We start from the raw sequence: 26,014 nt of genomic DNA, 5'->3' as shown, positions 1-26,014 counted from the left end.
GACACAACCCCGCTCTCGGCGGAGGTGGGGTGGGGGGCCCCGGGCCTCGACACAATCCCGCTCTCGGCGGGGGTGGGGGCTGGGGGCCGCGTTCGGTCAGCTGGCGTCGACGGGGAGGGCGCGGCGGCCGCCGCGGCGGGGGCGGTCCGGGGAGCCGCCGGCGGCCTTGAGGTCGGCACGCAGGTTCTTCGGCAGCGAGAAGATGATGTCCTCGGTGGCCGTGCGCACCTCCTCCACCTCGCCGTAGCCGCGCCCGCCGAGCCACGTGATGACGTCGCGCACGAGGATCTCGGGCACCGAGGCCCCGGAGGTCAGCCCGACCGTCGTCGCCCCGGCGAGCCACGCCTCGTCGATCTCGTCGGCCTTGTCCACCCGGTAGGCGGCGCCCGCGCCGGCCTCGAGCGCGACCTCGACCAGCCGGACGGAGTTGGAGGAGTTCGCCGAGCCGACGACGATGACGACGTCGGCCGACGGCGCGAGCTTCTTCACCGCGACCTGGCGGTTCTGCGTCGCGTAGCAGATGTCGTCGCTGGGCGGGTCCTGGAGCATCGGGAAGCGCTCGCGCAGGCGGCGCACCGTCTCCATCACCTCGTCGACGGACAGTGTGGTCTGCGAGAGCCAGGAGACCTTGGACGGGTCGCGGACGACGACGTTGTCGACGTCGTCCGGGGAGTTGACCACCTGGATGTGGTCCGGGGCCTCGCCCTGGGTGCCCTCGACCTCCTCGTGGCCGGTGTGGCCGATGAGGAGGATGTCCCTGTCCTCCCGCGCGAAGCGCACGGCCTCCTTGTGGACCTTGGTGACGAGCGGGCAGGTCGCGTCGATCGTCTCGAGGCTGCGCGCGGCGGCCTCGGCGTGCACCGCGGGTGCCACGCCGTGCGCGGAGAACACCACCCGGGCACCCTCGGGCACCTCGTCGGTCTCCTCGACGAAGATCGCGCCCCGCTCGGTCAGCGTCTCGACGACGAACTTGTTGTGGACGATCTCCTTGCGCACGTAGACCGGTGCGCCGTAGTGCTCCAGCGCCTTCTCGACGGCGTCGACGGCGCGGTCCACACCGGCGCAGTAGCCGCGTGGTGCGGCGAGGAGGATGCGGCGCCCGGGAACGGCCTCGACGCCCGGCGTGTGCGCGGGCACGTCGTCGGGGAAGGCGGAGGCGCCGGCGAGCGACTGGACCTTGGGGCGGTCCAGCGCCTGGGCGCCCTGGGCAGCAGCAGAAGGCACGGTAGTCACGACCCCAGGCTACGTCGCCGTTCCGGGAACGTCTCCCCTCGGTGGCATGCTGTGAGCGATGCGACCCGATCCCGCCGAGCACGTCCCGGCCACCCGCGCCGCGTGCCACCTCGTCTCCCCGGCCGTCGGCGCAGTCTCGGCACCCGTCCCCGGGGCGTGCCCGTGACCGACGCACCCCTGCCCGAGCGCGCCGCCCAGACGACCGCCGAGCACCCGTGGCCGGTGCGGCTGCTGTCGACGAAGATCGCCGAGTACGTCGCACGGATGTCCCCCGTGTGGGTCGAGGGCCAGATCGTCCAGCTCAACCGCCGCCCGGGGGCCGGGATGGCCTTCCTCACGCTGCGGGACGCCGACGTCGACATGTCCCTCGCGGTGAAGATCTTCGCCCGGGACCTGCCGGAGGTCGCCGAGGGGGCGCGCGTCGTCGTCCAGGCCAAGCCCGACTTCTACCTGAAGAACGGCTCGCTGTCTCTGCACGCCCGCCAGATCCGCGCCGTCGGCCTGGGCGAGCTGCTCGCCCGGATCGAGCACCTCAAGGGCGTGCTGGCCGCGGAGGGCCTGTTCGCCCCGGAGCGCAAGGTCCCGCTGCCCTTCCTGCCCGCGTGCGTCGGGCTGGTCTGCGGGCGGGAGTCCAAGGCCGAGCACGACGTCGTCGTCAACGCCCGCGCCCGGTGGCCCGGGGTGCGGTTCGAGATCCGTGAGGTCGCCGTCCAGGGCGTGGGGACCGTCGCCCAGGTGAGCGAGGCCATCGCGGAGCTCGACGCGAACCCGGACGTCGAGGTCATCGTCGTCGCCCGCGGTGGCGGCTCGGTCGAGGACCTCCTGCCCTTCTCCAACGAGCAGCTCGTGCGGGCGGCGGCCGCCTGCCGCACGCCCCTCGTCTCGGCCATCGGGCACGAGACCGACACGCCCCTGCTGGACCTCGTCGCCGACTACCGCGCCTCCACGCCCACCGCGGCCGCCAAGCGGATCGTGCCCGACGTCGCGGAGGAGCGCCGCGGCATCCTGGTCGCCTGTCAGCGGCTGCGGGCGACGGTCGCCGGGCGGCTCCACAGCGAGCAGACCATGCTCGAGGGTCTGCGGTCCCGCCCCGTCCTCGCCGAGCCGACGACGATGGTCGCCACGCGCGAGGAGGACGTCGCCCGGCTCGTCGGCTCGCTCCGGCAGGCGACGACGACGCGGCTCGAGCGCAGCTCCGCCGCTCTGGAGTCGGTGCGCGGCCACCTGCGTGCCCTGTCCCCGCTGGCGACCCTCGAACGCGGCTACGCCGTCCTGCGGACGCAGGACGGCGCGGTGGTGCGGGACGCCGCCGACGTCGCGGAGGGCGACCTGCTCGACGCCCGTGTGGCGCAGGGGCGGCTGGACGTGGAGGTGCGCCGCACGCGACCGCAGCCCTGAGCCGGTGGCCCAGGGCTGCGGTGACGCGGCTCAGCCGACCCGGGCCTCCTCGGTCGCCCGGGCCTCCTCGTCCGCCCGGGCCTCGCGCACCTCGGTGAGGGAGGTGCCGTAGTAGGCGGCGGCCATGAGGTCCTTCATGTCCTCGAGCATCGGCATCCGCGGGTTCGCGGGCGCGCACTGGTCCTCGTAGGACCGCATCGCCAGGTCGTCCAGGCCGCCGATGAACGCGGCCTCGCTCACGCCCTGCGCCCGGAAGGAGGAGGGGATCCCCACGGCCGCGCGCAGCTCCTCGACCGCCCGGGCGTAGGACTCCACCCCCTCCTCCGGGGTGCTCGCCGGCAGGCCGAGCGCCTCGGCGATCTGCTGGAAGCGCTCGAGCGCCACGTAGGACTCGTACTTCGGCCAGCTCGTCAGCTTGGTGGGCACGGTGCCGTTGTAGCGGATGACGTGGGGCAGCAGCACGGCGTTGGTCCGGCCGTGCACCAGCCCGAAGGTCGAGCCGACGGTGTGCGCCATCGCGTGGACGATGCCGAGGAAGGCGTTGCCGAAGGCCATCCCGGCGATCGTCCCCGCGTTGTGCATCTTCTCCCGTGCCTCCCTGGCACGCGGGCCGCCGGTCACCGACTCCTCGAGGTTGGCGAAGATGAGCCGGATCGCGTGCAGCGCCATCCCGTCGGTGAAGTCGTTGGCGTACACCGACACGTAGGCCTCGGTCGCGTGCGTGAGGGCGTCGAACCCGGAGTCGGCGGCGAGGGAGGCCGGCATCTCACCGGTGAGGGCGGGGTCGACGATCGCCACCGTGGGCGTCAGCGCGTAGTCCGCCAGCGGGTACTTCACGCCCGTCTGGGGGTCGGTGATGACGGCGAAGGGCGTGACCTCCGCGCCGGTGCCCGACGTCGTCGGGATGCACACGAGCTTGGCCTGGTCTCCCAGGGCGGGGAACTTGAAGGCCCGCTTGCGCACGTCGAAGAACTTCTCGCGGATGTCGGTGAAGACCACCTCGGGGTGCTCGTAGAGCAGCCACATGACCTTGGCGGCGTCCATCGGGGAGCCGCCGCCCAGCGCGATGATCGTGTCCGGCTTGAACTCGCGCATCGCCTCGGCACCGCGTTCCACGGTGGTGATGGACGGCTCCGGCTCGACGTTGTCGATGATCTGCAGGGCGACCTTCTCCGGCCGGCGGGACAGCACGTCGAGGACCTTGTCGACGAAACCCAGGCGCGTCATCGTCGCGTCGGTGACGACCGTGACGCGGCGGACGTCGTGCATGTCCTCGAGGTAGCGGATCGCGTTCGGCTCGAAGTAGGTCTTGGCCGGCACCTTGAACCACTGGAGGTTGTTGTTGCGGCGCCCGATGCGCTTGATGTTCACGAGGTTGGCCGCCGAGACGTTGCCGGACACCGAGTTGGCGCCGTAGCTGCCGCAGCCCAGCGTGAGGGAGGGCATGAAGGAGTTGTAGATGTTGCCGATGCCACCGAGGGACGCCGGGGAGTTCCAGATGACGCGCACGGCCTTGACCCGCGACCCGAACTCCTCGACGGTGGCGGGGTCCTCGGTGTGGATGGCCGCGCTGTGCCCGAGCCCGTCGAGCTCGACCATCTCCTCGGCCAGCCGCATCCCGTGCTCGCGGTCCTCCGCGCGCAGCACGGCCAGCACCGGGCACAGCTTCTCGCGGGTCAGCGGCTCGGCCGGTCCCACCTCGCCGACCTCGGCGAGGATGATCGAGGTGTCGGCGGGCACGCTGAAGCCGGCCTGCTCGGCGATCCACCGGGGGCTGCGGCCGACGACCGCCGCGTTGAGGCGGGCGCCGGAGCACGCTGTCCCCCCGGCCTCGACACCGAAGATGAAGCGCTCGAGCATCGCCTTCTCCGCGGGGGTGGCCCGGTAGGCGTGCAGCCGGGCGAACTCGAGGAGGGCGGCGTCGTAGCGGGTCGCGTCGATGATGACGGCCTGCTCCGAGGCGCACACCATGCCGTTGTCGAAGGCCTTGGACAGCACGACGTCGTTGACGGCGCGCGGCAGGTTGGCGCTCGCCTCGATCCACGCCGGTACGTTGCCCGCGCCGACCCCCAGGGCCGGCTTCCCGCACGAGTACGCGGCCTTGACCATCGCGTTGCCGCCGGTCGCCAGGATCATCGCGACGCCGGGGTGGTGCATGAGCTCGCGCGTCGCCTCGACCGAGGGGTCGGTGACCCACTGGATGCAGTGCTCGGGAGCGCCAGCCGCGACGGCGGCGTCGCGCACGACGCGGGCGGCCGCGACCGAGGACTCCTGGGCCGCGGGGTGGAAGGCGAAGATGATCGGGTTGCGGGTCTTGAGCGTGATGAGCGACTTGAAGATCGCCGTCGACGTCGGGTTGGTCACCGGCGTGATCCCGGCGACGACCCCGACCGGCTCGGCGATCTCCACGATGCCGTTGAGCTCGTCGCGGTTGACGACCCCGACGGTGCGCATGTCCGCCATCGAGTTCGTCACGTGCTCGCAGGCGAAGATGTTCTTCACCGCCTTGTCCTCGAACACGCCGCGACCGGTCTCGGTGACCGCGAGGCGGGCGAGGACGCCGTGCTGGTTGAGTGCCGCCACCGACGCCTTCTTGACGATGTGGTCGACGTCCTCCTGGGTGAAGGAGTCGTAGGCTGCCGCCGCCTGCGCCGCGCGGGCGACGAGCCGGTCGATCTGCGAGTCGTGGGCGGGGCCCGTCGCGGGCCGTGCTGCCTGGGTCGTGTCGATGCTCATCGTGGGCTCCGTGGTCTCGGACTCCTGCTGGCCGGATCACCGTCGACCCACTGCTCACGCTAGGGCTACCCGGCGAATCGGACATGAGGCGAAGGTCCCGCCGCCGCACGCACACCGGGAACGCTCGGCAGTTCTGCCAGACTTGACGCCATGAGCACCCCCGACGTCGCGTCCCTCAGCTACGAGCAGGCACGCGAGGAGCTGCAGACCGTGGTCCGGCGTCTGGAGACCGGCGCCGCGACGCTCGAGGAGTCGATGGAGCTGTGGGAGCGGGGCGAAGCTCTCGCGGCCCGCTGCCAGCAGTGGCTCGACGGCGCCCGTGAGCGCCTCGCGAAGGTCCAGCAGGGCGCGACGGCGACGACCACGGAGGACGAGGGATGAGCGAGCCGCAGACCCGCGCCGGGCAGCCGTCGGACGCGCCGCGGACGCGCCGTACCGTGCGCGGGCACGAGACCGAGCCCGCCGTCCTCGTGGTCGGGGAGAGCCTCATCGACATCGTCGCCCGCGACGGCGACGAGCCGGCCGAGCACGTGGGCGGGAGCCCGGCCAACGTGGCCGTCGGGCTGGCTCGGCTCGGCAACCCGGTCGAGCTGGTCACGTGGTTCGGCCCCGACGCCCGGGGCGAGCGCATCCGGTCGTGGCTCGAGGCCGACGGCGTCGCCGTCAGCGCCGGGTCCGCCGGTGCCGAGCGCACGTCGACCGCCCGCGCGCGCATCGACGCCTCCGGCGCCGCCGAGTACGACTTCGACCTGCTCTACGACGTCCCGGCGGTCACCCCGCTCCGCGAGCCGGCGCTCGTGCACGTCGGGTCGATCAGCGCCATCCACGGGGACGCCGCCGCGAAGGTGCGGACGCTCGTCGAGGAGCTCACCCCGGTGGCCACCGTCAGCTACGACCCCAACGTGCGGCCCGCCGTCATGGTCGACCCGGTCGCCACCCGCCGGGAGGTCGAGGCGCTCGTCGCCCGGGCGGACGTCGTCAAGGTCTCCGACGAGGACGTCGCGTGGCTCGCGCCCGGGGAGGACCTCACCGAGGTGCTCACCGCCTGGGTCGCGCTCGGACCGGCCCTCGTCGTCGTCACGCGCGGCGCGGAGGGCGCGCTGGCGCTCACCGCCGGCGGCGCGGAGGTCACCGTGCCGGCTCCGCGGGTGACCGTCGCCGACACCGTCGGCGCCGGTGACTCGTTCATGTCGGGCATCATCGACGGGCTGGCGCGTGACGGCCTCCTCGGCGCCGGCCGCAGGGAGCTCCTGCGGGCGCTGGACGCGACGACGGTGCGCGCGATCCTCGAGCGGGCGGCGACGATCGCGGCCGTCACCGTCTCCCGGCCGGGAGCCAACCCGCCGACGGTCGCCGAGCTCGAGGCCTTCACCACCCCCTGAGCGGCGTCCGTGGCTCGCTCACCTGACCTCCCCCGCTCTCCTCGTCCACCGGTGTGCTCCGGGTGGAGGTGAGAGGACAGCGGGGGAGGTCAAGGCTGTCGGCGGAGCTCAGATGACCGGGGCGCCGTCCTCGAGGACCTCGGTGACGAGTGCGGCGATGGCCGACCGCTCCGACCGGGTGAGCGTCACGTGGGCGAAGAGCGGGTTGCCCTTGAGCATCTCCACCACCGCTGCGACGCCGTCGTGCCGCCCGACCCGCAGGTTGTCGCGCTGGGCGACGTCGTGGGTGAGGACCACCTTGGAGTTCTGCCCGATCCGCGACAGGACGGTGAGCAGGACGTTGCGCTCGAGCGACTGGGCCTCGTCGACGATGACGAAGGCGTCGTGCAGCGACCGGCCGCGGATGTGGGTGAGCGGCAGCACCTCGAGCATGCCGCGGGCGAGCACCTCGTCGAGCACGTGCCGGTCGACGAGCGCCCCGAGGGTGTCGAAGACCGCCTCGGCCCACGGGTTCATCTTCTCCGCCTCGGTGCCGGGCAGGTAGCCGAGGTCCTGGCCCCCGACGGCGTACAGCGGCCGGAACACCACGACCCTGCGGTGCTCCTGCCGCTCGAGCACGGCCTCGAGGCCGGCGCACAGCGCGAGCGCCGACTTCCCGGTGCCCGCCCGCCCACCGAGGGAGACGATCCCGACCTCCGGGTCGGCGAGCAGGTCGATGGCGACGCGCTGCTCGGCGCTGCGCCCGTGGACCCCGAAGACCTCCCGGTCGCCGCGGACGAGCGTGAGCGTCCCGCCCGTGCCCACCCGGCCGAGCGCCGAGCCGCGCCCGGAGTGGAGGACCACCCCGGTGTGGCACAGCTCCTCGGCGAGCTGCCCCGCCATCGCGAGCCCCGCGGTCTCGATGCGCCCCTCCGCGAAGAGGGTGGCCATCTCCTCGTCGGTGAGGTCCGCCGTCGTCATCCCCGTCCAGCCCGACTCGATGACCTGCTGGGCCCGGTACTCCTCGGCGGCGAGACCGACGGCGGAGGCCTTGACCCGCATCGGCAGGTCCTTGGAGACGACGGCGACCTCGTGGCCCTCGGCAGCGAGGCTCGCGGCGACGGAGAGGATGCGCGTGTCGTTGTCACCCAGCCGCATCCCGGAGGGCAGCACCGCGGGGTCGGAGTGGTTGAGCTCGACGCGCAGCGTCCCGCCGTCCTTCCCGATCGGGACGGCGGTGTCCAGCCGGCCGTGGTGCACGCGCAGGTCGTCGAGCAGCCGCAGGGCGGTGCGTGCGAAGTACCCGAGCTCGGGGTGGTGCCGCTTGCCCTCGAGCTCGGTGATGACGACGACCGGCAGCACGACGTCGTGCTCGGCGAACCGGCCGATCGCGTACGGGTCCGAGAGCAGGACCGAGGTGTCGAGCACGTAGGTGAGTCGCTGGGCGACGGCACCGTCGACACCGGGGAGCCGCGCCTGCTGGAGGTCGGCGAGCGGGTCCGGCCGCTGGGTGAGGATGGTCATGGGGGGCTCCCTCCGGCGCCGGCGCGACGCACGGTGCCGGGCGCGGTGAGTAGGGCGGGTGGCGCACCGGCGGAGGAGCCGGCGGCCCCTCTCGACGACGTGTCCATCGGCGGCCTCCCGGAGGGTGACGATGTGCCACCCGTCACACCTGACGCTAGGGCCGGTGGACGCCTCGGCGTGCGCGACACACCCGAGCGCGTGCACTTCGGGCGAAGAGTTCACCCTGCGGTTACCGCGCAGTCACCGCTCAGCGACCGAGGCGGCGCTCTCGCTGGGTGTAGTCACGCAGGGCGCGCAGGAAGTCGATCCGCCGGAAGTCCGGCCAGTACACCTCACAGAAGTAGTACTCGCTGTGCACGCTCTGCCAGAGCAGGAAGCCGCCCAGGCGCTGCTCACCGGACGTGCGGATGACGAGGTCGGGGTCCGGCTGCCCCTTGGTGTAGAGGTGCTCGGCGATGTCCTCGACGCTCACCGCCTCCGCGGCCTCCTCCAGGCTCATGTCCCGGTCGGCGTAGGAGCGCAGCAGGGAGCGCACGGCGGCGGTGATCTCGTAGCGGCCCCCGTAGCCGACGGCGACGTTCACGCCCATCCCGCTGACGTGGGAGGTGCGCTCGACGGCCCGGGCGAGCCGGTCGGCGACCGCCGGCGGCAGCAGCTCCAGCGCGCCGACGACGCGCAGCCGCCACCGTCCGGAGTCCGCGAGCGCGTCGACGGTCGAGGCGATGATCTCCAGCAGCTCGGCGACCTCGTCGGCGTCCCGGTCCAGGTTGTCGGTCGAGAGCATCCACAGGGTGACGATCTGCACCCCGGCGTCCTCGGACCAGCCGAGCACCTCGGTGATCTTGTCGGCGCCCTTGCGGTGCCCGTGCGAGGCGGGGTTGCCCAGGGCACGGGCCCACCGGCGGTTCCCGTCGAGGATCACCCCGACGTGGCGCGGGGTCGCTTCCCGGTCCAGTCCGCGGGCGAGCCTGCGCTCGTAGAGCCCGTACAGCAGGCGGAGAGGCTGCATGGTTCTGGCGCACTCCTGACGACGAGCGGGTGAGGTCGGGCTCAGGCTACTCGCGACGACGACGTCGGACAGGCACCGTCCGTTACGCTGACGTAGGTTACGCAAGCGTAGGTTACGTCCCGACAGTCCGAAGGAGGCTCCGTGAACGACGGCTCCACCGCGGATCACCGCACGTCGTCGCCGGGTGACGAGGCGAGCGGCTCGCTCGTCGCAGCGGTCAAGCCTCGGCTGCGCGGGTGGATCCACGCAGGCACCGCGCCGCTCGCCGTGGTCGCGGGGATCGTGCTCGTCGTGCTCGCGCCTCCGGGGCCCGCCACGTCCTCCACGGCGGTGTTCGCGGTCGCGGCCGTGCTGCTGTTCGGGTGCAGCGCCGTCTACCACCGCGGCACATGGTCCGCGCCGGTCGCCGCCGTCCTGCGGCGGCTGGACCACGCGAACATCTTCCTGCTCATCGCGGGCACGTACACGCCGCTCGCCGTGCTGCTCCTCCCCCGCGACACCGCGAGCGTGCTGCTCACGGTGGTGTGGCTCGGGGCGCTGGCCGGGATCCTCATGCGCGTCTTCTGGATGGGGGCACCGCGCTGGCTCTACGTGCCGATCTACATGGCGCTCGGGTGGGTGGCGGTGTGGTTCCTGCCGGACTTCGGACGCGCCGGCAGTCCCGTCATCATGTGGTTCGTCATCGCCGGTGGGCTCTGCTACACCCTCGGCGCCCTCGTGTACGGCACGAAGTGGCCCAACCCGAGCCCGCGCTGGTTCGGGTTCCACGAGATCTTCCACGTCGGCACGGTCGGCGGCTACCTGTGCCACTACGTCGCCGTGCTCCTCGCCGCGACGGCGGCCGGCTGAGCCGGCGGCCGTCGCTCAGCGGCCGGGGCCCTCGCCCGGCTCGTCACCCGACGGCACCGACCGCTCGTCGCCGGCCGGGACCGTCCGCTCGTCACCGGGCGCCACCGGCGCGTCGGCCGCGCGACCGTCCTCCGCGGCCGCCCGCTCACGGCGCAGGACCTCCTGGTCGACCCGGCGGACATGCTTGACCAGCGAGCGGAACAGCAGCCACCCGATGAGCGCGAGCACGAAGAAGGTGATGAAGCCGGAGATGCCCGGGGTCACGGTGTAGATCGTCTGGACCGGTCCCGTGGGTGAGGGGCTGGGCTCGGGTGTCTGCCCGGTGGCGACGGCGAGCAGGAGCGGTCCGAGCAGGGTGGAAGGGGTCACCCCACCAGCCTACGCAGGCCGGCGAACAGGTCCTCCTCGGGGGGCTCCACCGGGACCCGCGAGTGGGCCAGCTCGAACTCCTCGACCGGCCAGACCTCACGCTCGACGTCGCGGGGTACTTCGAAGAAGAAGCCCTCCGGGTCGATCTGGGTGGCGTGCGCCCGCAGCGCCTCGTCACGGCGCTCGAAGTACTCCTCGCAGCGCACCCGGGTGGTCACCGTCCGCTGCGGTCGCCGGGCCGCACGCTCGAGCCAGTCGTCGAACGGGGAGACGAGCCCGCGCTCGTGCATCGCCTCGGAGATGGCCCTGATCCGGTCGATGGAGAAGCCGACGTCGTAGTAGAGCTTGGAGACCTCCCACGCCGGCCCCGCGTCGGGGAACTGGTCCGGGTCCGCGGCGGCGTGGTAGGCCGCCACCGAGACCTCGTGGCAGCGGATGTGGTCCGGGTGGGGGTAGCCCCCGAGCTCGTTGTACGTCGTCATCACGTGGGGTCGGAAGGTCCGCACCTCGCGGACGAGCGCCTCCACGCTCACCTCGAGCGGCACGAGCGCGAAGCACCCGTCGGGCAGCGGCGGCAGCGGGTCGCCCTCCGGGAGGCCGGAGTCGACGAAGCCGAGCCACACGTGCTCGATGCCCAGCGCCTCCGCGGCGGCGGCCATCTCCCGGCGGCGGTAGGCCGGCATGTCCGCGAGGATCGCGGCGTCGTGCGCGAGCTTGGGGTTGAGGATGGATCCGCGCTCGCCGCCGGTGCAGGTGACGACGCGTACGCGCTCCCCCTCGCCGACGTACCGCGCCATCGTCGCGGCACCCTTGCTCGACTCGTCGTCGGGGTGCGCGTGCACCGCCATGAGGCGCATCGACTCGCTCACTGTGTCTCCTCCTGCTCGGACCGCCCTCGATTCTCGCCCGCCCGCGGTGCCCGGGCAAAGCCCATAAGTGTGGGACGGGAGACAATGGCGCCGTGACCACGAACGACGACGAGATGCGCGCCGCCCTCGCAGACCGCTACGGGCTCGCTCCCGACGCCGCGACCCGACGCCGCCGCCGGGTGGTGGGCGCGCTGCTCGCCGTCGTCGCCGTTCTCGCCTTCGTCGTCCTCGCGGTCGTGTCGACCGACGAGGGGGTCCGCACGGACGAGGCGTCCTTCGCCGTGGTGGACGAGTCCGCCGTCGAGGTCGGCTTCGTCGTCCACATGGACCCGGGCACGACGGCGGAGTGCACCGTCCTCGCACTCAACGACGCCTTCGCCCAGGTCGGGGTCGCCCGTGTCCCGGTGGGCCCGCACGACGAACGGAGCACCGTCGTCACGGCGCGGGTCGCGACGACCGAGCCCGCGACCGGTGGGCGCGTGTCCGGCTGCCGGGTGACCACACCCTGAGCGGGTGCCGAGGGGAATGGCACGACTGTTCGACTGAATACTTGCTATCCTGACGCCGTCGCACCGCGCGGCGAGCAGTGTTGCGCCGCCCTCGCGGCGTACTGACCAAGACAGCCTCGGCCCGTTCGAGTGGCCGAGGCTCACGATTTTGTTGGAGGAGGAGACGTGGCCGAGACAGCGACCACCTGGCTGACCGCAGAGGCTTACAACCGCCTAAAGTCCGAGCTGGAGCACCTCACCGGCCCCGGCCGCGCCGAGATCACCGAGCGTATCGAGGCCGCCCGCTCCGAGGGAGACCTCAAGGAGAACGGTGGCTACCACGCGGCTCGTGAGGAGCAGGGCAAGCTGGAGGGCCGGATCGTCCAGCTCACCGAGCTGCTGCGCAACGCCCATGTCGGCGAGGCACCGGCGGACGACGGCATCGTCGAGTCCGGCATGGTCGTCACGGCGACCATCGCGGGCGAGAAGGAGGTCTTCCTCCTCGGCTCGCGCGAGGCGGCGCAGGACGTCGACATCGAGGTCTTCTCCGAGAGCTCGCCGCTGGGAGCGGCGATCGTCGGCAAGACGGCCGGCGACTCCGTGTCCTACGTGGCGCCGAACGGCAAGTCCATCGACGTGGAGATCCTCGAGGTCAAGCCCTTCACCGGCTGACACGTCCCTCCGACGGGCGGGGTGCACGCGGCTGCGGCCGGCGCGCACCCCGTTCGCGTCTACTCCACGGACTGGAACACCACGCCGTAGCCCTCGGCGCGCAGCGCCGTGAGCACGTCCCGGCAGTGGGACAGGCCCTTGGTCTCCAGCTCCACCCCGATCTGCACCTCGGCCACGCCCAGGTCCGCGCCGGTGCGGTCGTGCTTGATGCTGACGACGTTGCTGCCCGTCTCGGCGAGCACTCCCAGCAGGCCGGCGAGGGAGCCGGGCTGGTCGGGGACGCGGACCTCCATCTGGAGGTACCGTCCGGCAGCGACCAGGCCGTGCCGCAGGATCCGGTACAGGACGAGGGTGTCGACGTTGCCGCCCGAGAGGATGACGGCGACCGGGCCCTCGAGCCCCTCGGCCCCGTCCAGCAGCGCCGCCACCCCCGCCGCGCCGGACGGCTCGACGACCAGCTTCGCGCGCTCGCTGAGCAGCAGGATGGCCCGGGCAAGGTCCTCCTCGCTCACCGTCCGGACCTCCGCGACGTGGTCACGCACGATCCCCAGCGTCAGGTCGCTGGGTGAGGGGACCGCGATCCCGTCGGCGATGGTGTTGATCCGGGTGAGCGGGACGGGGTGCCCCGCGGCGAGCGACGCCGGGAACGCCGCCGCGCCGGCGGCCTGGACCCCGATGACGCGCACGTCGGCGCCGCGCGCGTGCACCGCGGCGGCCACGCCCGCGAGCAGGCCGCCGCCCCCGGTGGGCACGAGGATCGTGCGGACGCCGGGGACCTGGTCGAGCACCTCCAGCCCGATGGTGGCCTGACCGGTGATGACGTCGCTGTGGTCGAACGGCGGGATGAAGACGCGGCCCGTCTCGGCGGCCTCGTGCTGCGCCGCGGCGAGCGTGCCCGCGAGGTCGCTCCCCGCCTGCCGGACCTCCGCGCCGTAGCCACGCGTCGCCGACAGCTTCGGCAGCGCCGCGTTCTGCGGCATGTAGACGACGGCGGAGATGCCCAGCTCCCGGGCGGCCAGCGCCACCCCCTGCGCGTGGTTGCCGGCGCTGGCGGCGACGACGCCGCGCGCCTTCTCCTCGGCCGTGAGCCGGGACAGGCGCAGGTAGGCGCCCCGGAGCTTGAAGGAGCCGGTGCGCTGCAGGTTCTCGCACTTGAGCACCACCCGGGTGCCGGCGATCCCGCTGAGCGAGGTGCTCTCCTCCACCGGGGTCAGCGTGGTGACGCCACGGAGCCGCTCGGCCGCCTCCTCGATGGCGGCGAGCCCGATCCCTGCCGTCACGTGGCTCCCTGCCCGGAAGGGCGACCGCCCTCGTCGCCGGGCCGGTCGTCGCGGCCGGGGTCGTCGGCGGGGCCGGAGTCGGCGGGCGTGACGGTGGCGGCCTCGAACGCGTCGTCGTCCTCGGGGTCGCCCGTCGAGGCGGCGTAGGAGTCGGCGATCGACCGGAACAGCGTCCCCGGCGGCCCCCCGGGCCGGTACCAGTCGGTCGCGGCCCTGGGGTGCTTGTCGTGGCCGTTGAGGTAGAGGACCACGGTGTTGATGACGGCGGCGATCGGCACGGCGAGCAGCGCGCCGAGGATGCCGGCCACTCCGGTGCCGGCGGTGACGGCGAGGAGGACGGCCACGGGGTGGAGCGAGACGGCGTTGCCCATGAGCCACGGCTGCAGGAGGTTGCCCTCGATCTGCTGCACGAGCAGCACGATCCCCAGCATGATGAGGGCGGTCTGGACGTCCTGGTCGACGACCGCGACGAGGACGGCGACCGAGCCGCTGACGAGCGCGCCGACGATCGGGATGAACGCACCGAGGAAGACGAGGATGGTCAGCGGGAGGACGAGCGGCAGCCCGAGGACCCAGGCACCGATGCCGATACCGAGGGCGTCGACGAACGCGACGAGGATCTGCGTGCGGGCGTAGCCGCCGAGGGTGATCCAGCCGCGGATGCCGGCCTCGTTGATGCGGTCCCGGCCCCGCACGGGGGCGAGCCGGACGAACCAGTGCCAGATGCGGCGCCCCTCCTTGAGGAAGAAGAAGAGGCAGAAGATCGCGATGACGGCGCCGAGCGCGAACTCGGTGACCGTCGTCGTGGCGGCGAGCGCGCCGGACGCGAGGGACCCGGCGTTCGCCTCCAGCTGCCCGACGGCCTCGTCGAGCCACGTCTGCAGCTGCTGCTGCTCGATCCCGAGCGGCCCCTCGGACAGCCAGCTGAGCAGCTCGTCGAAGCCCTGGACGGCCTGGTCGGCGAGGTCGGAGAAGCCGATGATGATCGAGCGCCCCGCGAGCGTGAGCAGCCCGCCCACGAGCGCGATCACCGCGATGAGGGTCGTGGCCGACGCGAGCGACCGCGGGAAGCGCAGCCGCTTGCGCAGCCACGCGGAGACCGGGTCGAGGAGCACGGCCAGCAGCACCGCGATGACGAAGGCGACGACGACCGTCTTGAACACGATGGTGAGGTACCCGACGAGCGCGGTCCCCGCGGCGATGGCCAGGATCCGCCAGGACCAGGCGGCCGCCGAGCGCACGGAGCGGGGCACGGAGAGCTCGGCCGGGTCGCTCTCCGCCGGCCGAGGCGGCCGGACGACCGTGGGCGGAGGCGGGGGGACGTCGGGCGTGGAGGCGCGGCGGGCAGGCGTGAGCCGGGCGATCCACCCGGAGGTGTTCTCTGACATGTCCCCGCAATCGATGTGGTGAGAGAGCCGAGTCACAGCCTAGAGGACGGCACCGGTGCCCGATCGCCGGACCCTTCCAAGGGAATACTCAGGTTCCTGTGGTGTTGTCGTCCACAGCGCCGGCTGCCGTCCCCCCGTGGTAGCCGGCGCCCTTGATCTCCCGGAGGTGCCCTGTGAACTTCTTTCGTCCTACGCCACGCATGGTCGGTGCCGAGGAGGCACTGCGCGGACGCGACGTGCCCGCCTACCGGGTGCCCGAGACCCACGAGGTCCTCGACACCCCGCTGCGCGGGCCGTGGCCCGAGGGCACCGAGGTCCTGTACGTGGCCATGGGCTGCTTCTGGGGAGCCGAGCGGATCTTCTGGCGGCTCGACGGCGTCGTGACGACCGCGGCCGGGTACCTCGGCGGGTTCACCCCCAACCCGACCTACGAGGAGGTGTGCACCGGCCTGACCGGGCACACCGAGGCGGTGCTCGTCGCCTACGACCCTGCCCGCACCGGCCCGGAGGAGCTGCTCAAGGCGTTCTGGGAGAACCACGACCCGACCACCCCGAACCGGCAGGGCAACGACGTCGGCACCCAGTACCGCTCGGGTATCTACTGGACGACGCCGGAGCAGCAGCGGGCCGCCGAGCTCACCAGGGAGGCCTTCGGGCGCGTCCTCGCCGACGCCGGCCACGGACCCGTCTCCACCGAGATCGCCCCCGCGGGCACGTTCTACTACGCCGAGGACTACCACCAGCAGTACCTCCACAAGAACCCCGGGGGCTACTGCAACCACGGACCCAACGGCTACACGTGCCCGGTGGGTCTGCTTCGCCAGGACGAGGTCCCCGCCCAGCAGGACGTGCTGCCGCCGACGTCCTGACAGCGGGCGACGGTGCCGTGACGCACCGGCTCACACCTCGCGGAACCGCCCGAGGGCACCGGCCGCGACCAGCGAGAGGACGAGCAGCGCCGCAAGCACCGCCATGGAGGACGCGGGCCAGGCGCCCTCGACCCACTGCGCCCGGAGCAGCTGCCCGGCGTAGGTCACCGGCAGCCAGTCCCCCACGGTCACGAGCGTGGCCGGCATGACCTCCCTCGGCGGCCCGGCCCCGCCGAGGATGAGGAAGAGGAAGAAGAGCAGCACGCCCAGCCCCTGGGCGGCGCGCGCACTCGGTGCCACCAGCCCCAGGACGACGCCGAGGACGGTGAACGTCAGGCTGACCAGCACCGTCCCGGCAACCAGGGCAGGGGTGGACACCGGCGGCTCGACGCCGAGGACGGTGAGCGCGACCACGGCGAGAACTGCCGCGGAGGCCAGCGACAGGACGACCCCCAGGGCCAGGTGCCCGGCGAGCACGGTGGGCACCGACAGCGCGGAGGCCCGGAACCGCTTGAGCACGCCCTTCTCCCGGTACCCGGCCAGGTGCACGGGGACGAAGAGGATCCCGATCGTCGCGACCGACAGCGCGACGTAGGTGGGGGCGTAGAAGGTGCTGGCCCCCAGTCCCTCGTAGAGCTCGGGCCGGGCCTCGTTGCCGAAGACCCCGTCGAGGACGTACATCATGACGAGCGGGAGCACGAGGACGAAGACGACGGTCATCGGTTCCCGGACGAAGAGGCGGAGCTCGAGGACCATGAGACGCCAGACGTTCCTCATGGCGTCCCCTGCCCCGTCAGCGCGAGGTACACGTCCTCGAGACTGGGCCGGTGCACGGCGAGGTCCTGCGGCTCGATCCCGACCGTGACGAGGTGGTGGGCCACGCGGGCGAGGAGCGGTCCGGTCCCCGTGACGACGACCCGGGCACCGGACCGGTGGACGCCCGTGACGCCCGGGGTCCCTGCGAGACCCGGGAGCTCCCCCCGGTGGGAGAAGGTCACCTCGACCTCCCCGGCGTGACGGTCGACGAGCTCCCCCGGGGAGCCGGTCGCGACGACGCGCCCACCGGAGAGCACGACGAGCCGGTCGCACAGCCGCTCGGCCTCGTCCATGAAGTGCGTGACCAGCAGGACGGTGGCGCCGCGGTCACGCACCCGCTCGACCAGCTCCCACGCCACCCGCCGGGCGGCCGGGTCGAGCCCCGTCGTCATCTCGTCGAGGACCACGACAGGAGGGTCGTTGACGAGCGCCAGCGCGACGAACAGCCGCTGCTGCTGCCCCCCGGAGAGGTCACCGAAGGCCCTGCGACGCAGGTCGGACAGCCCCCACTCACGCATGAGCTCGCCCGGCGAGCGGCTCCCGGGACGCAGGGAGGCGAAGAACTCCAGCGCCTCCCCGACCCGCAACCGGTCGGGCAGCGAGGAGCTCTGCAGCTGACTGCCGACGAGTGCGCGCACCCGTCCCGGGTGGGCGACCGGGTCGACCCCGGCGACCCGGATGGTTCCGCCGTCGGGACGGCGCAGCGCCTGGAGGCACTCGACCGTCGTCGTCTTGCCGGCGCCGTTGTGCCCGAGGACGCCGAGGATCTCACCCCGGGCGACGGAGAAGGAGACGTCGGCGACCGCCGCGACGTCCCCGTACGTCTTGCGCAGGGAGACGACCTCGATGGCTGGTCCTCGCCGACCCGACACGCCGCCAGACTATCGCCGGTCACCGCCGAGCAGGGCGTGCTCGCCGCCCTCGGCACGCGGGACGGGTAGGGCCTACTCCACGCCGACGATGTCGACGACGAAGACGAGGGTGTCCTCGCCACCGATACCCGCCTGCGGCACGCCACGCGGGCCGTAGCCGTGCTCCGGCGGGATCGACAGCAGCACGCGGGAGCCGATGGCCTTGCCCACGAGGCCGTCGTCCCAGCCGCCGATGACCATCCCCATCCCGATGGGGAAGGAGATCGTCTGACCGCGGGCGTAGGAGCTGTCGAAGATCTTCCCGTCCCAGATCTGGCCGTGGTAGTTGACGACGATCGTGTCACCGGCCTCGACCGCCGGGCCGTCGCCCGCCTCGAGCACCGCCACCTGGAGGCCGTCAGGGGCCGGGGTGCCGGGGAAGGTCAGGGTGGGGTCGTCGCCGAAGGAACCGGAGGCGATCGGGAGGTTTGCGCTCATGGTCCACCACCCTACGTGGCGCTGCCGGGCTCGCCCGCCGTGGCGACCGGACCCGACCCGGCGCAGCACCCGCCCTCGCCCACGCGCTCCTCGACCGCCCGCGACATCGCCGTGAGCCCGCGGGTGAGCGCCCGCAGGTCCGCCACGTCGAGCGACTCGAGGATCTCCGCTCCGGGGCCCCACCCCGCGGCCTCGAACTCCGCGACGAACGCCTCTCCGGCGGGACTCAGCGCGGTGAGCCGCACCCGGCGGTCCGCGGGGTCCGCGCGCCGGTCGACCATGCCCCGCTCGACGAGGCGGTCGACGATCCCGGTCACCGTGGGCATCGAGACCTCGAGGTGGCGGGCGAGGTCGTGGCCGCCGAGCGGGCCGTGCTCGTGGAGCAGGGCGACGAGCCTGAGCTGCTGCATCGTCAGCGCCGATGCGAGGATCGGGCCGAGCTGCTGGTGGACGAAGAACTTGGCCACCACCTCACCCGCCGCCCTCGCTTCCTCGATGAGGCGGTGCTGCTCCGCGGGGCGCTCGGTCACGTGTTACCTTACTTTGGGTTTACCTAACAATTAGGCCTGTCCTCAACAACTCCACTATGTCACACGGAGCACCTGTGTCGTCACTCGCCCGGTTCAGTCTCGGCAACCGCGCCCTCGTCGCGCTCGCCACGATCCTTGCCGTCCTCGGCGGGCTGTGGGCGACGTCGACGCTCAAGCAGGAGCTCATCCCGCCGCTCGACCTGCCGATCGTCGGAGCGGTGACGAGCTACCCCGGCGCCTCGCCCGAGGTGGTCGAGCAGCAGGTCACCGACGTCGTCGAGCAGGCCGCCGGCGTCGTGGCAGGCCTGGAGGGTACGTCCTCGACGTCGAGCGCGGGCACGTCCGTCGTCCTGCTCGAGCTCGCCTACGGCACGAACGTGACGAACGCGCAGCAGGAGTTCCAGGCCGCACTCACCCGCCTGGAGCCGGTGCTGCCGGAGTCTGCCGACACCCAGGTCATCAGCGGCGGCATCGACGACCTGCCCGTCGTCCAGCTCGCCGTGGCGACCAGCGGGGAGGAGGAGGCCACCGCCGAGGTGCTGCGCACCGTCGTCGTCCCGGAGCTCGAGCGGCTCGGCGGGGTCCGCGACGTCCAGCTCAGCGGGGTGCGCGACGTCCGGGTGACGATCGACGCCGACCTGCCCGCCCTCGCTCAGGCCGGCCTGGACCCCAGCGCGATCGGCGACACGCTGCAGGCCAACGGTGCCGTCGTCCCCGGCGGCTCGATCACCGAGGGCGAGCGCACCCTGACGGTCCAGACGGGTGAGCGCCTCACCTCGGCCGAGGAGGTCGCCGCCCTCCCGATCCCCACGGGGACCGGCCCGGTCCGGCTCGACGACGTCGCCGAGGTCACCTCCGAGCGCACCGAGCCGACCTCCTTCAGCCGGACGAACGGTGACCCGAGCTTCGGCGTCGCGATCACCAAGACACCGGACGGCAACACGGTCGACGTCTCCCACGCCGTCCAGGAGCTCATCCCGGAGTTCGAGGCAGCCCTCGGCGAGGCCGCCGAGGTCACCGTGGTGTTCGACCAGGCCCCCTTCATCGAGCAGTCCATCGAGGACCTCGCGACGGAGGGCCTATTCGGCCTGGTCTTCGCGGTCGTCGTCATCCTCGTCTTCCTGCGCAGGTGGCGGCCGACAGGGGTCACGGCGCTGTCGATCCCGCTCTCGCTCATCATCGCGCTCATCGGTCTGCGGACGGTCGGCTACACCCTCAACCTCTTCACCCTCGCCGCGCTCACCGTCTCGGTCGGGCGGGTCGTCGACGACTCCATCGTCGTCATCGAGAACATCAGCCGCCACCTGTCCTACGGCAAGGACCGCCGGACCGCCATCCTCGACGCGGTCCGCGAGGTCGCCGGCGCCATCACCTCCGCGACGATCGCGACCGCAGCCGTCTTCGTGCCGATCGGGCTGGTCGGCGGGATGGTGGGCGAGCTGTTCCGGCCCTTCGCGTTCACCGCGGCGCTGGCGCTGCTCGCCTCCCTGCTCGTCGCCCTCACCATCGTCCCCGTGCTGGCGTACTGGTTCGTGCGCGGCCCCCGTCCCGGCGAGGACCCCGACGCCGTCCGCGAGGCGGCCGAGGCCAAGGAGCGCCGCGGCGTGCTCCAGCGCGCCTACGTCGGCACCCTCCGCGGCGCCCTCACCCGGCCGTGGCTCGCCGTCGTCGCGGCGGTCGCCGTGCTCGCGGGCACCGCGGGCCTGGCCACCCAGCTGCAGACCGAGTTCATCGGGGACAGCGGCCAGAACACGCTCTCGGTCACCCAGGCCCTGCCTGCCGGCACGTCGCTGGAGGCCGCGGACGCCGCCGCCCAGGAGGTCGAGGAGGTCGTCGCCGGGCTCGCGGACGTCGAGAGCTATCAGGTCACCGGTGGCTCCGGGGACGCCGCGATGGCCTTCTTCGGCTCGCAGGGCGAGACGACCTTCGCGATCACGCTGGACATCGACGCGGACGCCACCGAGGCGGAGGAGGAGCTGCGCTCACGGCTCGACGGGCTCGAGGACGTCGGTGAGCTCACCGTGGCCACCGGCATGGCCGGGTTCGGCGGCGGCCTCGAGGTGGTCGTCAGCGGCGCCGACGGCGAGTCGGTCGAGACCGCCGCACGAGGCGTCCTGGACGCCGTCGAGGCCATCGACGGGACCACCGACGTCACCTCCAACCTCACCGCGGAGCTGCCCACGCTGCAGGTCGAGGTGGACCGGGCGGCCGCCGCTGCGATCGGCGTGAGCGAGGCCCAGGTCGGCCAGGTCGTGTCCGCCGCACTCCAGGGCAGCACGGTCGCGTCGATCAACACGGAGTACGGCCGCAACGACGTCGTCCTCAACGTCGGCGAGCCGCCGACGACGCGGGAGGAGCTCGAGTCGCTCCAGGTGGCCACTGCGGCCGGCCCGGTGCCGCTCTCGCAGGTGGCCGAGGTCCAGGAGGTCGACCAGCCGATCACCGTCACGCGGGCCGACGGGCTGCGCAGCGCGACGATCAGCGCGACGTCGACCGCCTCGGACCTCGGCCGGGTGACGGCCGACCTCCGGTCCGCGCTCGACTCGCTCGACCTGCCCGACGGCGTGGCCGCCGAGATCGAGGGCGTCAGCGCCGACCAGGAGGAGGCGTTCGCGAACCTCGGCATCGCGCTGCTGCTCTCGCTCGCGATCGTCTACCTCGTCATGGTGGCGACCTTCAACTCCCTGGTCCAGCCACTCATCCTCATGGTCTCGGTCCCCTTCGCCGCGACCGGCGCGGTGCTCATGCTCGTCGTGACCGGCAGCCAGCTCGACGTGCCGGGTCTCATCGGCGCGCTCATGCTCGTCGGTATCGTCGTCACCAACGCGATCGTCCTCATCGACCTCATCAACCAGTACCGACGGCAGGGCATGGACCTGCGCGCGGGCATCGAGGAGGGGGCGCGCCACCGCGTGCGGCCCATCCTCATGACGGCCGCGGCCACCATCGCCGCGCTCGTGCCGATGGCGATCGGGGTGACCGGTGGCGGCGCGTTCGTGTCCCAGCCGCTCGCCCTCGTCGTCATCGGCGGCCTCGTCACCTCCACGCTGCTCACCCTGCTGCTCGTCCCGGTGCTGTACCTGCTCGTCGAGCGCAGGCTGGAGAAGCGCGCCGCCCGGCGCCTGGAGAGGCAGCCCGACCTCGTCGAGGTGTGAGCCGGCGTCGAGAGCGGCCTCGGCGCACCGCGTCAGGGGTGGAGGAGGTCACCGAGCCAGGCGAGCTGGCGTTCGCGCTGGAACTCCGTGCCGCCCTCGTGCTCGTTGTACGGGTAGACCTCCACCTCGGCCGGGCCCCCGTAGTGGTTCGCCGACGCGTAGACGGTCGACGGCGGGCAGACCGGGTCCATGAGCGCCACCGAGTACAGCGCCGGTGCCTGGGCCCGCCTGGCGTGGTTGACGCCGTCGATGTACGACAGCGTCCGGAAGGTCTCCTCCACGCGGCCGCGGTGCGCCGCGAGGTAGGTCCGCACCTCCCCGAATGGCCCGCTCGGCGCGGTCTCGACCCCGCGCCGGATGTGCTGGAGCCAGGGCACATCGGGCATGGCCGCGGCGACGTCGATGAGCCCGGCGACCGCGGTGGTGATCGCACCGCCCTGGCTCACCCCGGTCACGGCGACCCGCGCCGGGTCGACGCCGGGGAGCTCACGCACCGCCTCGACCGCGCGCACACCGTCGGTGTAGACGCGGCGGTAGTAGTGGTCGTGCGGGTCCTCGACGCCGCGGGTCAGGGTGCCGGGTGCGGCCACGCCGGAGCCCACCGGATCGGGGGTGGCACCGTGGCCGTTCGTCGCCGCCGTCCCCTGGCCGCGGGTGTCCATGACGACGTAGGCGTAGCCGGCGGCCGCCCACGTGAGCCGCGAGTGCGCCATCCCCCGGCCACCGCCGTAGCCGAGGTACTCGACGACCGCCGGGAGCGGTCCGTCGTGCCCCGCCGGGCGCAGGTACCAGCCCTTGACGCGGTGCCCGCCGAAGCCGGAGAAGGTGAGGTCGTAGGTCTCGATCACGGTGAGTCGGGCGTCCACCGGCGCGACCTCGACGGACAGGTCGTGCGCGCGCGTCTCGGCCAGCGTGCGGGCCCAGAAGGCGTCGAAGTCGTCCGGCTCGGCGACCTCCGGACGGTAGTCGGGCAGGCGGCTGGCATCGATGTCGAAGAGGGGCACGGGCGACACCTTAGCGACGCCCCCCTCGACGCCGAGAGCCGGACCCTTCGCGAAGGGTCCGGCTCTGGCAACGCTCGGAGCACGCTCCGGGTCGGGACTACTCCCGGAAGATCGCCAGCAGGCGGAGGAACTCCAGGTAGAGCCACACGAGGGTGACGAGCAGGCCGAAGGCCGCGGACCAGGCGTAGCGCGCCGGGGCACCGGCCTCGACACCGCGCTTGATCGCGTCGAAGTCCATGATGAGGCAGATCGCGGCGAGGCCGACGGCGAAGATCCCGATGATCACACCCAGCGGGATGCCCATGATCTCCACGCTCGACCGCAGCCCGAAGGCGGCGTCGTTGCTGCCGAACAGCATGATGCCGAGGTTGACCAGCGAGAACAGCGCGTAGCCGACGAGGGCGATGAGCACGAAGCGGGTGAGCTTCGGGGTCACCCGGACGGCGCCGCTGGTGAACAGCAGCAGGCTGGCGACGAAGGTGGCGCCCGTGGCGAGCACGGCCTGCAGGACGATGCCGGGGTAGAGCGACTCGAAGACCATCGAGATGCCACCGAGGAACAGTCCCTCGGCCGCCGCGTACCCGGCGATGAGTGCCGGGCTCGGCTCCCGCTTGAAGGCGTTGACCAGCCCGAGCACCAGACCCACGACGAGCCCGCCGAAGGTGGCGATGTAGTTGCCGCCCAGCACGAACCAGTTGACGGCGCCCATGGCGACGACCAGCGCGAGCAGCCCACCCGTCTTGATGATGACGTCGTCGTAGGTCAGGCGACCCGTGTGCACGGGGCCGGCCGCCGGCTGCTGGTAGGCGTACTCCAGGCCCTGCACCTGCTGCGGGTCGACCTGCTGCTGGTACGTGGTGGCGGCGCCGGGCGCGTATCCCGGATGGGTGGGGTAGCCCTTCGGCGTCCGCGACTGACGCTCGCCGAAGTGCGGGCTGTTCTCGAAGACTGGATTGCTCACTCATTGCCTCCTGGTCACAGCGCGAGCGGGAGCCCAGCGCTTTCTGCGTCCATCCTATGCGTGAGGACGGCCGCACCTGGTGGAACGTCCGGGGGTGCCTCCGTGTTCCGTCCCCTCTCATCCTCGAGGTGGAGATTCTCAGTCGCGGGAGTGAGGATCCGGGGCCGAGATCTCCGCCTTCGGACCGTCGGCCCGGGCACCACCACGGTCCTACTGTTGAGGTGACAAGGAGGAACTCCATGATCGAAGCCCATGAGCTCACCAAGCGGTACGGCGACAAGACGGCCGTGGACCACGCGAGCTTCACCGTCCAGCCGGGCACCGTCACCGGCTTCCTCGGCCCGAACGGCGCCGGGAAGTCCACGACGATGCGCATGATCGTCGGCCTCGACCGCCCGACGTCGGGCACGGTGACCGTCAACGGCCGTCCCTACGCCGAGCACCGCGCACCACTGCAGGAGGTCGGCGTCCTCCTCGACGCCAAGGCGGTCCACACGGGGCGCTCCGCCTACCAGCACCTGCGTGCGCTGGCCGCCACGCACGGCATCGCCACCGCCCGGGTACGGGAGGTCATCGAGATGACCGGCCTGCAGACGGTGGCGAAGAAGCGGGTCGGTGGGTTCTCCCTCGGCATGGGGCAGCGGCTGGGCATCGCCGCGGCGATGCTCGGTGACCCGCGCACCCTCATCCTCGACGAGCCCGTCAACGGCCTGGACCCCGAGGGCGTGAAGTGGGTGCGCACCATGGTGCGCTACCTCGCCGGCGAGGGACGCACCGTCTTCCTCTCCTCCCACCTCATGAGCGAGATGGCCGTGACCGCGGACCAGCTCCTCGTCATCGGCCGCGGGCGGATCATCGCCGCCGGCCCGGTCCAGGAGATCATCGACGCCACGCGCGGTGTCCAGGTCCGGGTCCGCTCGCCTCGGGCGGGCGAGCTCAGCGAGCTCCTCGCCGGGCCCCAGGTGACGCTGCGGGCGACCGAGCCGGGCCTCATGGAGGTCACCGGGCGGAGCCCCGAGGAGATCGGTGACCTCGCCGCGGGCGCCGGTATCCCGCTCCACGAGCTCACCCCCGTGCGCGCCTCGCTCGAGGACGCGTACATGACGCTGACGCAGGACGAGGTCGAGTACCGCACCGAGGCCGCCGCCGAGCACCTCGGCGGAGGACCGGCCGACGCCGCGACCCGCCCGGAAGGAGCCCTCCGATGACCGCCCAGGCCACCACCGCCCCCCGGACCGTCACCGTCCGCCCGGTGACGTTCCCGCGCACGCTCCGCTCCGAGTGGATCAAGTTCTGGTCGCTGCGTTCCACCTACTGGGCGATCGCCGCGACGGTCGTCGCCATGGTGCTCATGAGCCTGCTCATGGCCGTGGGCATGTCCCAGTCGGCCGAGTCCGGGTTCGACGCCGGGCTGGACAGCACGATGGTCATCGGCCTGTCGTACTCCATGGCGCAGCTCGTCATCGCCGTGCTCGGGGTGCTCATGATCAGCGGTGAGTACTCCACCGGCATGATCCGCTCGACGCTCACCGCGGTGCCCAGGCGGATCCCCGCGCTCGCCGCCAAGGCGATCGTCATCACCGTCGTCGCCTTCGTCGTCGGGGTCGTGGGCGTCGCCCTGTCCTACGTCCTGACGATGCCCATGCTCAGCGACGTGGGAGGGGCCGCCGACCTCGGGGACGCGGACACGCTCCGGATGTTCTGGGGCACCGGGCTGTACCTGGCCGCCGTCGGCCTCTTCGGGCTCGCCGTCGGGGCGCTGGTGCGGCACTCCGCCGGGGCGATCGCCACCGCGGTCGGCTTCCTGCTGCTGCTGCCGATCGTCTTCCAGCTCGCCATGGGCGCCCTGGAGTGGCTGCGCGAGGCCTACCCCTACCTGCCGACCGTGGCAGGGGAGCGGATCGTGGCGCTCGACAGCCCGGGCATGGAGATGGCCACCGCGGGCATGCCCCCGCTCCTCGACCACTGGGCCGGCCTTGGCGTCTTCGCGATCTACATCGCCGTCGCCCTCCTTGCCGCCGCGGTGCTCCTGCGTAGGAGGGACGCCTGAGCATCTCGCGGCCACTGGCGCCGGGGGGGACGTCGCGCGGCGACGACCCCCCGGCGCCTCGTCGCGCCGTCCCGGTCGCACCGCCCGCGGAGAACCGGCCCTCG

The 26,014-nt window shown here is 72.5% G+C and carries 24 protein-coding genes; 10 read left to right on the top strand and 14 right to left on the bottom strand.

Annotated features, from left to right (window positions below):
* Positions 1–96 precede the first annotated feature (96 nt).
* Positions 97–1,137, bottom strand: coding sequence for a 4-hydroxy-3-methylbut-2-enyl diphosphate reductase (locus VR894_RS07325; protein WP_324650764.1), 1,041 nt, complete (start codon positions 1,135–1,137; stop codon positions 97–99).
* 258 nt (positions 1,138–1,395) lie between these two features.
* On the opposite strand from VR894_RS07325, the gene xseA reads away from it, so the two are divergent.
* A complete protein-coding gene (xseA, locus tag VR894_RS07320) occupies positions 1,396–2,631 on the top strand; it encodes an exodeoxyribonuclease VII large subunit (RefSeq protein ID WP_324650716.1) in 1,236 nt (411 codons plus the stop codon).
* Positions 2,632–2,661: 30 nt separating this feature from the next.
* Here the strand turns inward: xseA and adhE are convergent, their stop codons facing one another.
* Positions 2,662–5,367: a bifunctional acetaldehyde-CoA/alcohol dehydrogenase gene (adhE, locus tag VR894_RS07315; protein ID WP_324650715.1), complete on the bottom strand. Its 2,706-nt coding sequence runs from the start codon at positions 5,365–5,367 to the stop codon at positions 2,662–2,664.
* Between the two features lie 150 nt (positions 5,368–5,517).
* On the opposite strand from adhE, the gene VR894_RS07310 reads away from it, so the two are divergent.
* Together VR894_RS07310 and VR894_RS07305 are read left to right on the top strand one after the other, a co-directional pair.
* Complete coding sequence (locus VR894_RS07310) at positions 5,518–5,748, top strand: exodeoxyribonuclease VII small subunit (RefSeq protein WP_324650714.1); 231 nt, start codon at positions 5,518–5,520, stop codon at positions 5,746–5,748.
* Positions 5,745–6,749 carry a carbohydrate kinase gene (locus VR894_RS07305; RefSeq protein ID WP_324650713.1) on the top strand — a complete coding sequence of 335 codons (1,005 nt, stop codon included), beginning with the start codon at positions 5,745–5,747 and terminating at the stop codon, positions 6,747–6,749. The genes VR894_RS07310 and VR894_RS07305 overlap by 4 nt, the downstream gene beginning before the upstream one ends.
* Positions 6,750–6,857: 108 nt before the next feature.
* On the opposite strand, the gene VR894_RS07300 is transcribed toward VR894_RS07305, so the two are convergent.
* Both VR894_RS07300 and VR894_RS07295 read right to left on the bottom strand, forming a co-directional pair.
* Positions 6,858–8,252 carry a PhoH family protein gene (locus tag VR894_RS07300; RefSeq protein WP_324650712.1) on the bottom strand — a complete coding sequence of 465 codons (1,395 nt, stop codon included), beginning with the start codon at positions 8,250–8,252 and terminating at the stop codon, positions 6,858–6,860.
* Between the two features lie 247 nt (positions 8,253–8,499).
* Complete coding sequence (locus VR894_RS07295) at positions 8,500–9,261, bottom strand: isoprenyl transferase (RefSeq protein WP_324650711.1); 762 nt, start codon at positions 9,259–9,261, stop codon at positions 8,500–8,502.
* Between the two features lie 141 nt (positions 9,262–9,402).
* Between VR894_RS07295 and trhA the strand changes: the two genes are divergently transcribed.
* On the top strand, positions 9,403–10,110 hold the full coding sequence (trhA, locus tag VR894_RS07290; protein WP_324650710.1) for a PAQR family membrane homeostasis protein TrhA: 708 nt from the start codon (positions 9,403–9,405) through the stop codon (positions 10,108–10,110).
* 15 nt (positions 10,111–10,125) lie between these two features.
* Here trhA and VR894_RS07285 read toward each other — a convergent pair whose 3' ends face one another.
* A complete protein-coding gene (locus VR894_RS07285; RefSeq protein WP_324650709.1) occupies positions 10,126–10,479 on the bottom strand; it encodes a hypothetical protein in 354 nt (117 codons plus the stop codon).
* Entirely contained in the window at positions 10,476–11,327 is an 852-nt protein-coding gene (gene mca, locus VR894_RS07280) for a mycothiol conjugate amidase Mca (protein ID WP_324650763.1), read from the bottom strand. Before mca ends, VR894_RS07285 begins: the two co-directional genes overlap by 4 nt.
* Positions 11,328–11,440: 113 nt before the next feature.
* Between mca and VR894_RS07275 the strand changes: the two genes are divergently transcribed.
* A complete protein-coding gene (locus VR894_RS07275) occupies positions 11,441–11,857 on the top strand; it encodes a DUF4307 domain-containing protein (RefSeq protein ID WP_324650708.1) in 417 nt (138 codons plus the stop codon).
* Positions 11,858–12,022: 165 nt separating this feature from the next.
* The gene (gene greA, locus VR894_RS07270; protein WP_324650707.1) at positions 12,023–12,508 is read left to right on the top strand and encodes a transcription elongation factor GreA; all 486 of its coding nucleotides are present in this window, start codon (positions 12,023–12,025) and stop codon (positions 12,506–12,508) included.
* A 59-nt stretch (positions 12,509–12,567) separates the two neighbouring features.
* Here greA and ilvA read toward each other — a convergent pair whose 3' ends face one another.
* Both ilvA and VR894_RS07260 read right to left on the bottom strand, forming a co-directional pair.
* Positions 12,568–13,788, bottom strand: coding sequence for a threonine ammonia-lyase (gene ilvA, locus VR894_RS07265; RefSeq protein WP_324650706.1), 1,221 nt, complete (start codon positions 13,786–13,788; stop codon positions 12,568–12,570).
* Positions 13,785–15,176: an AI-2E family transporter gene (locus tag VR894_RS07260; protein ID WP_324650705.1), complete on the bottom strand. Its 1,392-nt coding sequence runs from the start codon at positions 15,174–15,176 to the stop codon at positions 13,785–13,787. Before VR894_RS07260 ends, ilvA begins: the two co-directional genes overlap by 4 nt.
* A 200-nt stretch (positions 15,177–15,376) precedes the next feature.
* Here VR894_RS07260 and msrA point away from each other — a divergent pair, with 200 nt between their 5' ends.
* A complete protein-coding gene (gene msrA, locus VR894_RS07255) occupies positions 15,377–16,045 on the top strand; it encodes a peptide-methionine (S)-S-oxide reductase MsrA (protein WP_324650762.1) in 669 nt (222 codons plus the stop codon).
* A 30-nt stretch (positions 16,046–16,075) separates the two neighbouring features.
* On the opposite strand, the gene VR894_RS07250 is transcribed toward msrA, so the two are convergent.
* The 4 genes from VR894_RS07250 to VR894_RS07235 form a co-directional block, all read right to left on the bottom strand.
* Entirely contained in the window at positions 16,076–16,822 is a 747-nt protein-coding gene (locus tag VR894_RS07250; protein WP_324650704.1) for an ABC transporter permease, read from the bottom strand.
* Positions 16,819–17,733 (bottom strand): ABC transporter ATP-binding protein, encoded by a 915-nt coding sequence (locus VR894_RS07245; RefSeq protein ID WP_324650702.1) that lies wholly within the window; start codon positions 17,731–17,733, stop codon positions 16,819–16,821. The genes VR894_RS07250 and VR894_RS07245 overlap by 4 nt, the downstream gene beginning before the upstream one ends.
* 72 nt (positions 17,734–17,805) lie before the next feature.
* On the bottom strand, positions 17,806–18,210 hold the full coding sequence (locus tag VR894_RS07240) for an FKBP-type peptidyl-prolyl cis-trans isomerase (RefSeq protein WP_324650701.1): 405 nt from the start codon (positions 18,208–18,210) through the stop codon (positions 17,806–17,808).
* An 11-nt stretch (positions 18,211–18,221) separates the two neighbouring features.
* On the bottom strand, positions 18,222–18,740 hold the full coding sequence (locus VR894_RS07235) for a MarR family transcriptional regulator (RefSeq protein WP_324650699.1): 519 nt from the start codon (positions 18,738–18,740) through the stop codon (positions 18,222–18,224).
* Positions 18,741–18,814: 74 nt separating this feature from the next.
* On the opposite strand from VR894_RS07235, the gene VR894_RS07230 reads away from it, so the two are divergent.
* Positions 18,815–21,895 (top strand): efflux RND transporter permease subunit, encoded by a 3,081-nt coding sequence (locus VR894_RS07230; protein ID WP_324650697.1) that lies wholly within the window; start codon positions 18,815–18,817, stop codon positions 21,893–21,895.
* Between the two features lie 32 nt (positions 21,896–21,927).
* Here VR894_RS07230 and VR894_RS07225 read toward each other — a convergent pair whose 3' ends face one another.
* Together VR894_RS07225 and VR894_RS07220 are read right to left on the bottom strand one after the other, a co-directional pair.
* The gene (locus VR894_RS07225; RefSeq protein WP_324650696.1) at positions 21,928–22,899 is read right to left on the bottom strand and encodes an acetylxylan esterase; all 972 of its coding nucleotides are present in this window, start codon (positions 22,897–22,899) and stop codon (positions 21,928–21,930) included.
* Positions 22,900–22,996: 97 nt separating this feature from the next.
* Positions 22,997–23,860 (bottom strand): Bax inhibitor-1/YccA family protein, encoded by an 864-nt coding sequence (locus VR894_RS07220; protein ID WP_324650695.1) that lies wholly within the window; start codon positions 23,858–23,860, stop codon positions 22,997–22,999.
* A 239-nt stretch (positions 23,861–24,099) separates the two neighbouring features.
* On the opposite strand from VR894_RS07220, the gene VR894_RS07215 reads away from it, so the two are divergent.
* Positions 24,100–25,068, top strand: coding sequence for an ABC transporter ATP-binding protein (locus tag VR894_RS07215; RefSeq protein ID WP_324650694.1), 969 nt, complete (start codon positions 24,100–24,102; stop codon positions 25,066–25,068).
* Positions 25,065–25,910 carry an ABC transporter permease subunit gene (locus VR894_RS07210; RefSeq protein WP_324650693.1) on the top strand — a complete coding sequence of 282 codons (846 nt, stop codon included), beginning with the start codon at positions 25,065–25,067 and terminating at the stop codon, positions 25,908–25,910. The genes VR894_RS07215 and VR894_RS07210 overlap by 4 nt, the downstream gene beginning before the upstream one ends.
* Positions 25,911–26,014 lie beyond the last annotated feature (104 nt).

The sequence above is a fragment of the Georgenia sp. H159 genome (assembly GCF_035607575.1).
Classification (GTDB): Bacteria; Actinomycetota; Actinomycetes; order Actinomycetales; family Actinomycetaceae; genus Oceanitalea.
Note: the sequence above shows the minus strand (reverse complement) of the source record. Positions and strands in the feature narration are given on the sequence as shown.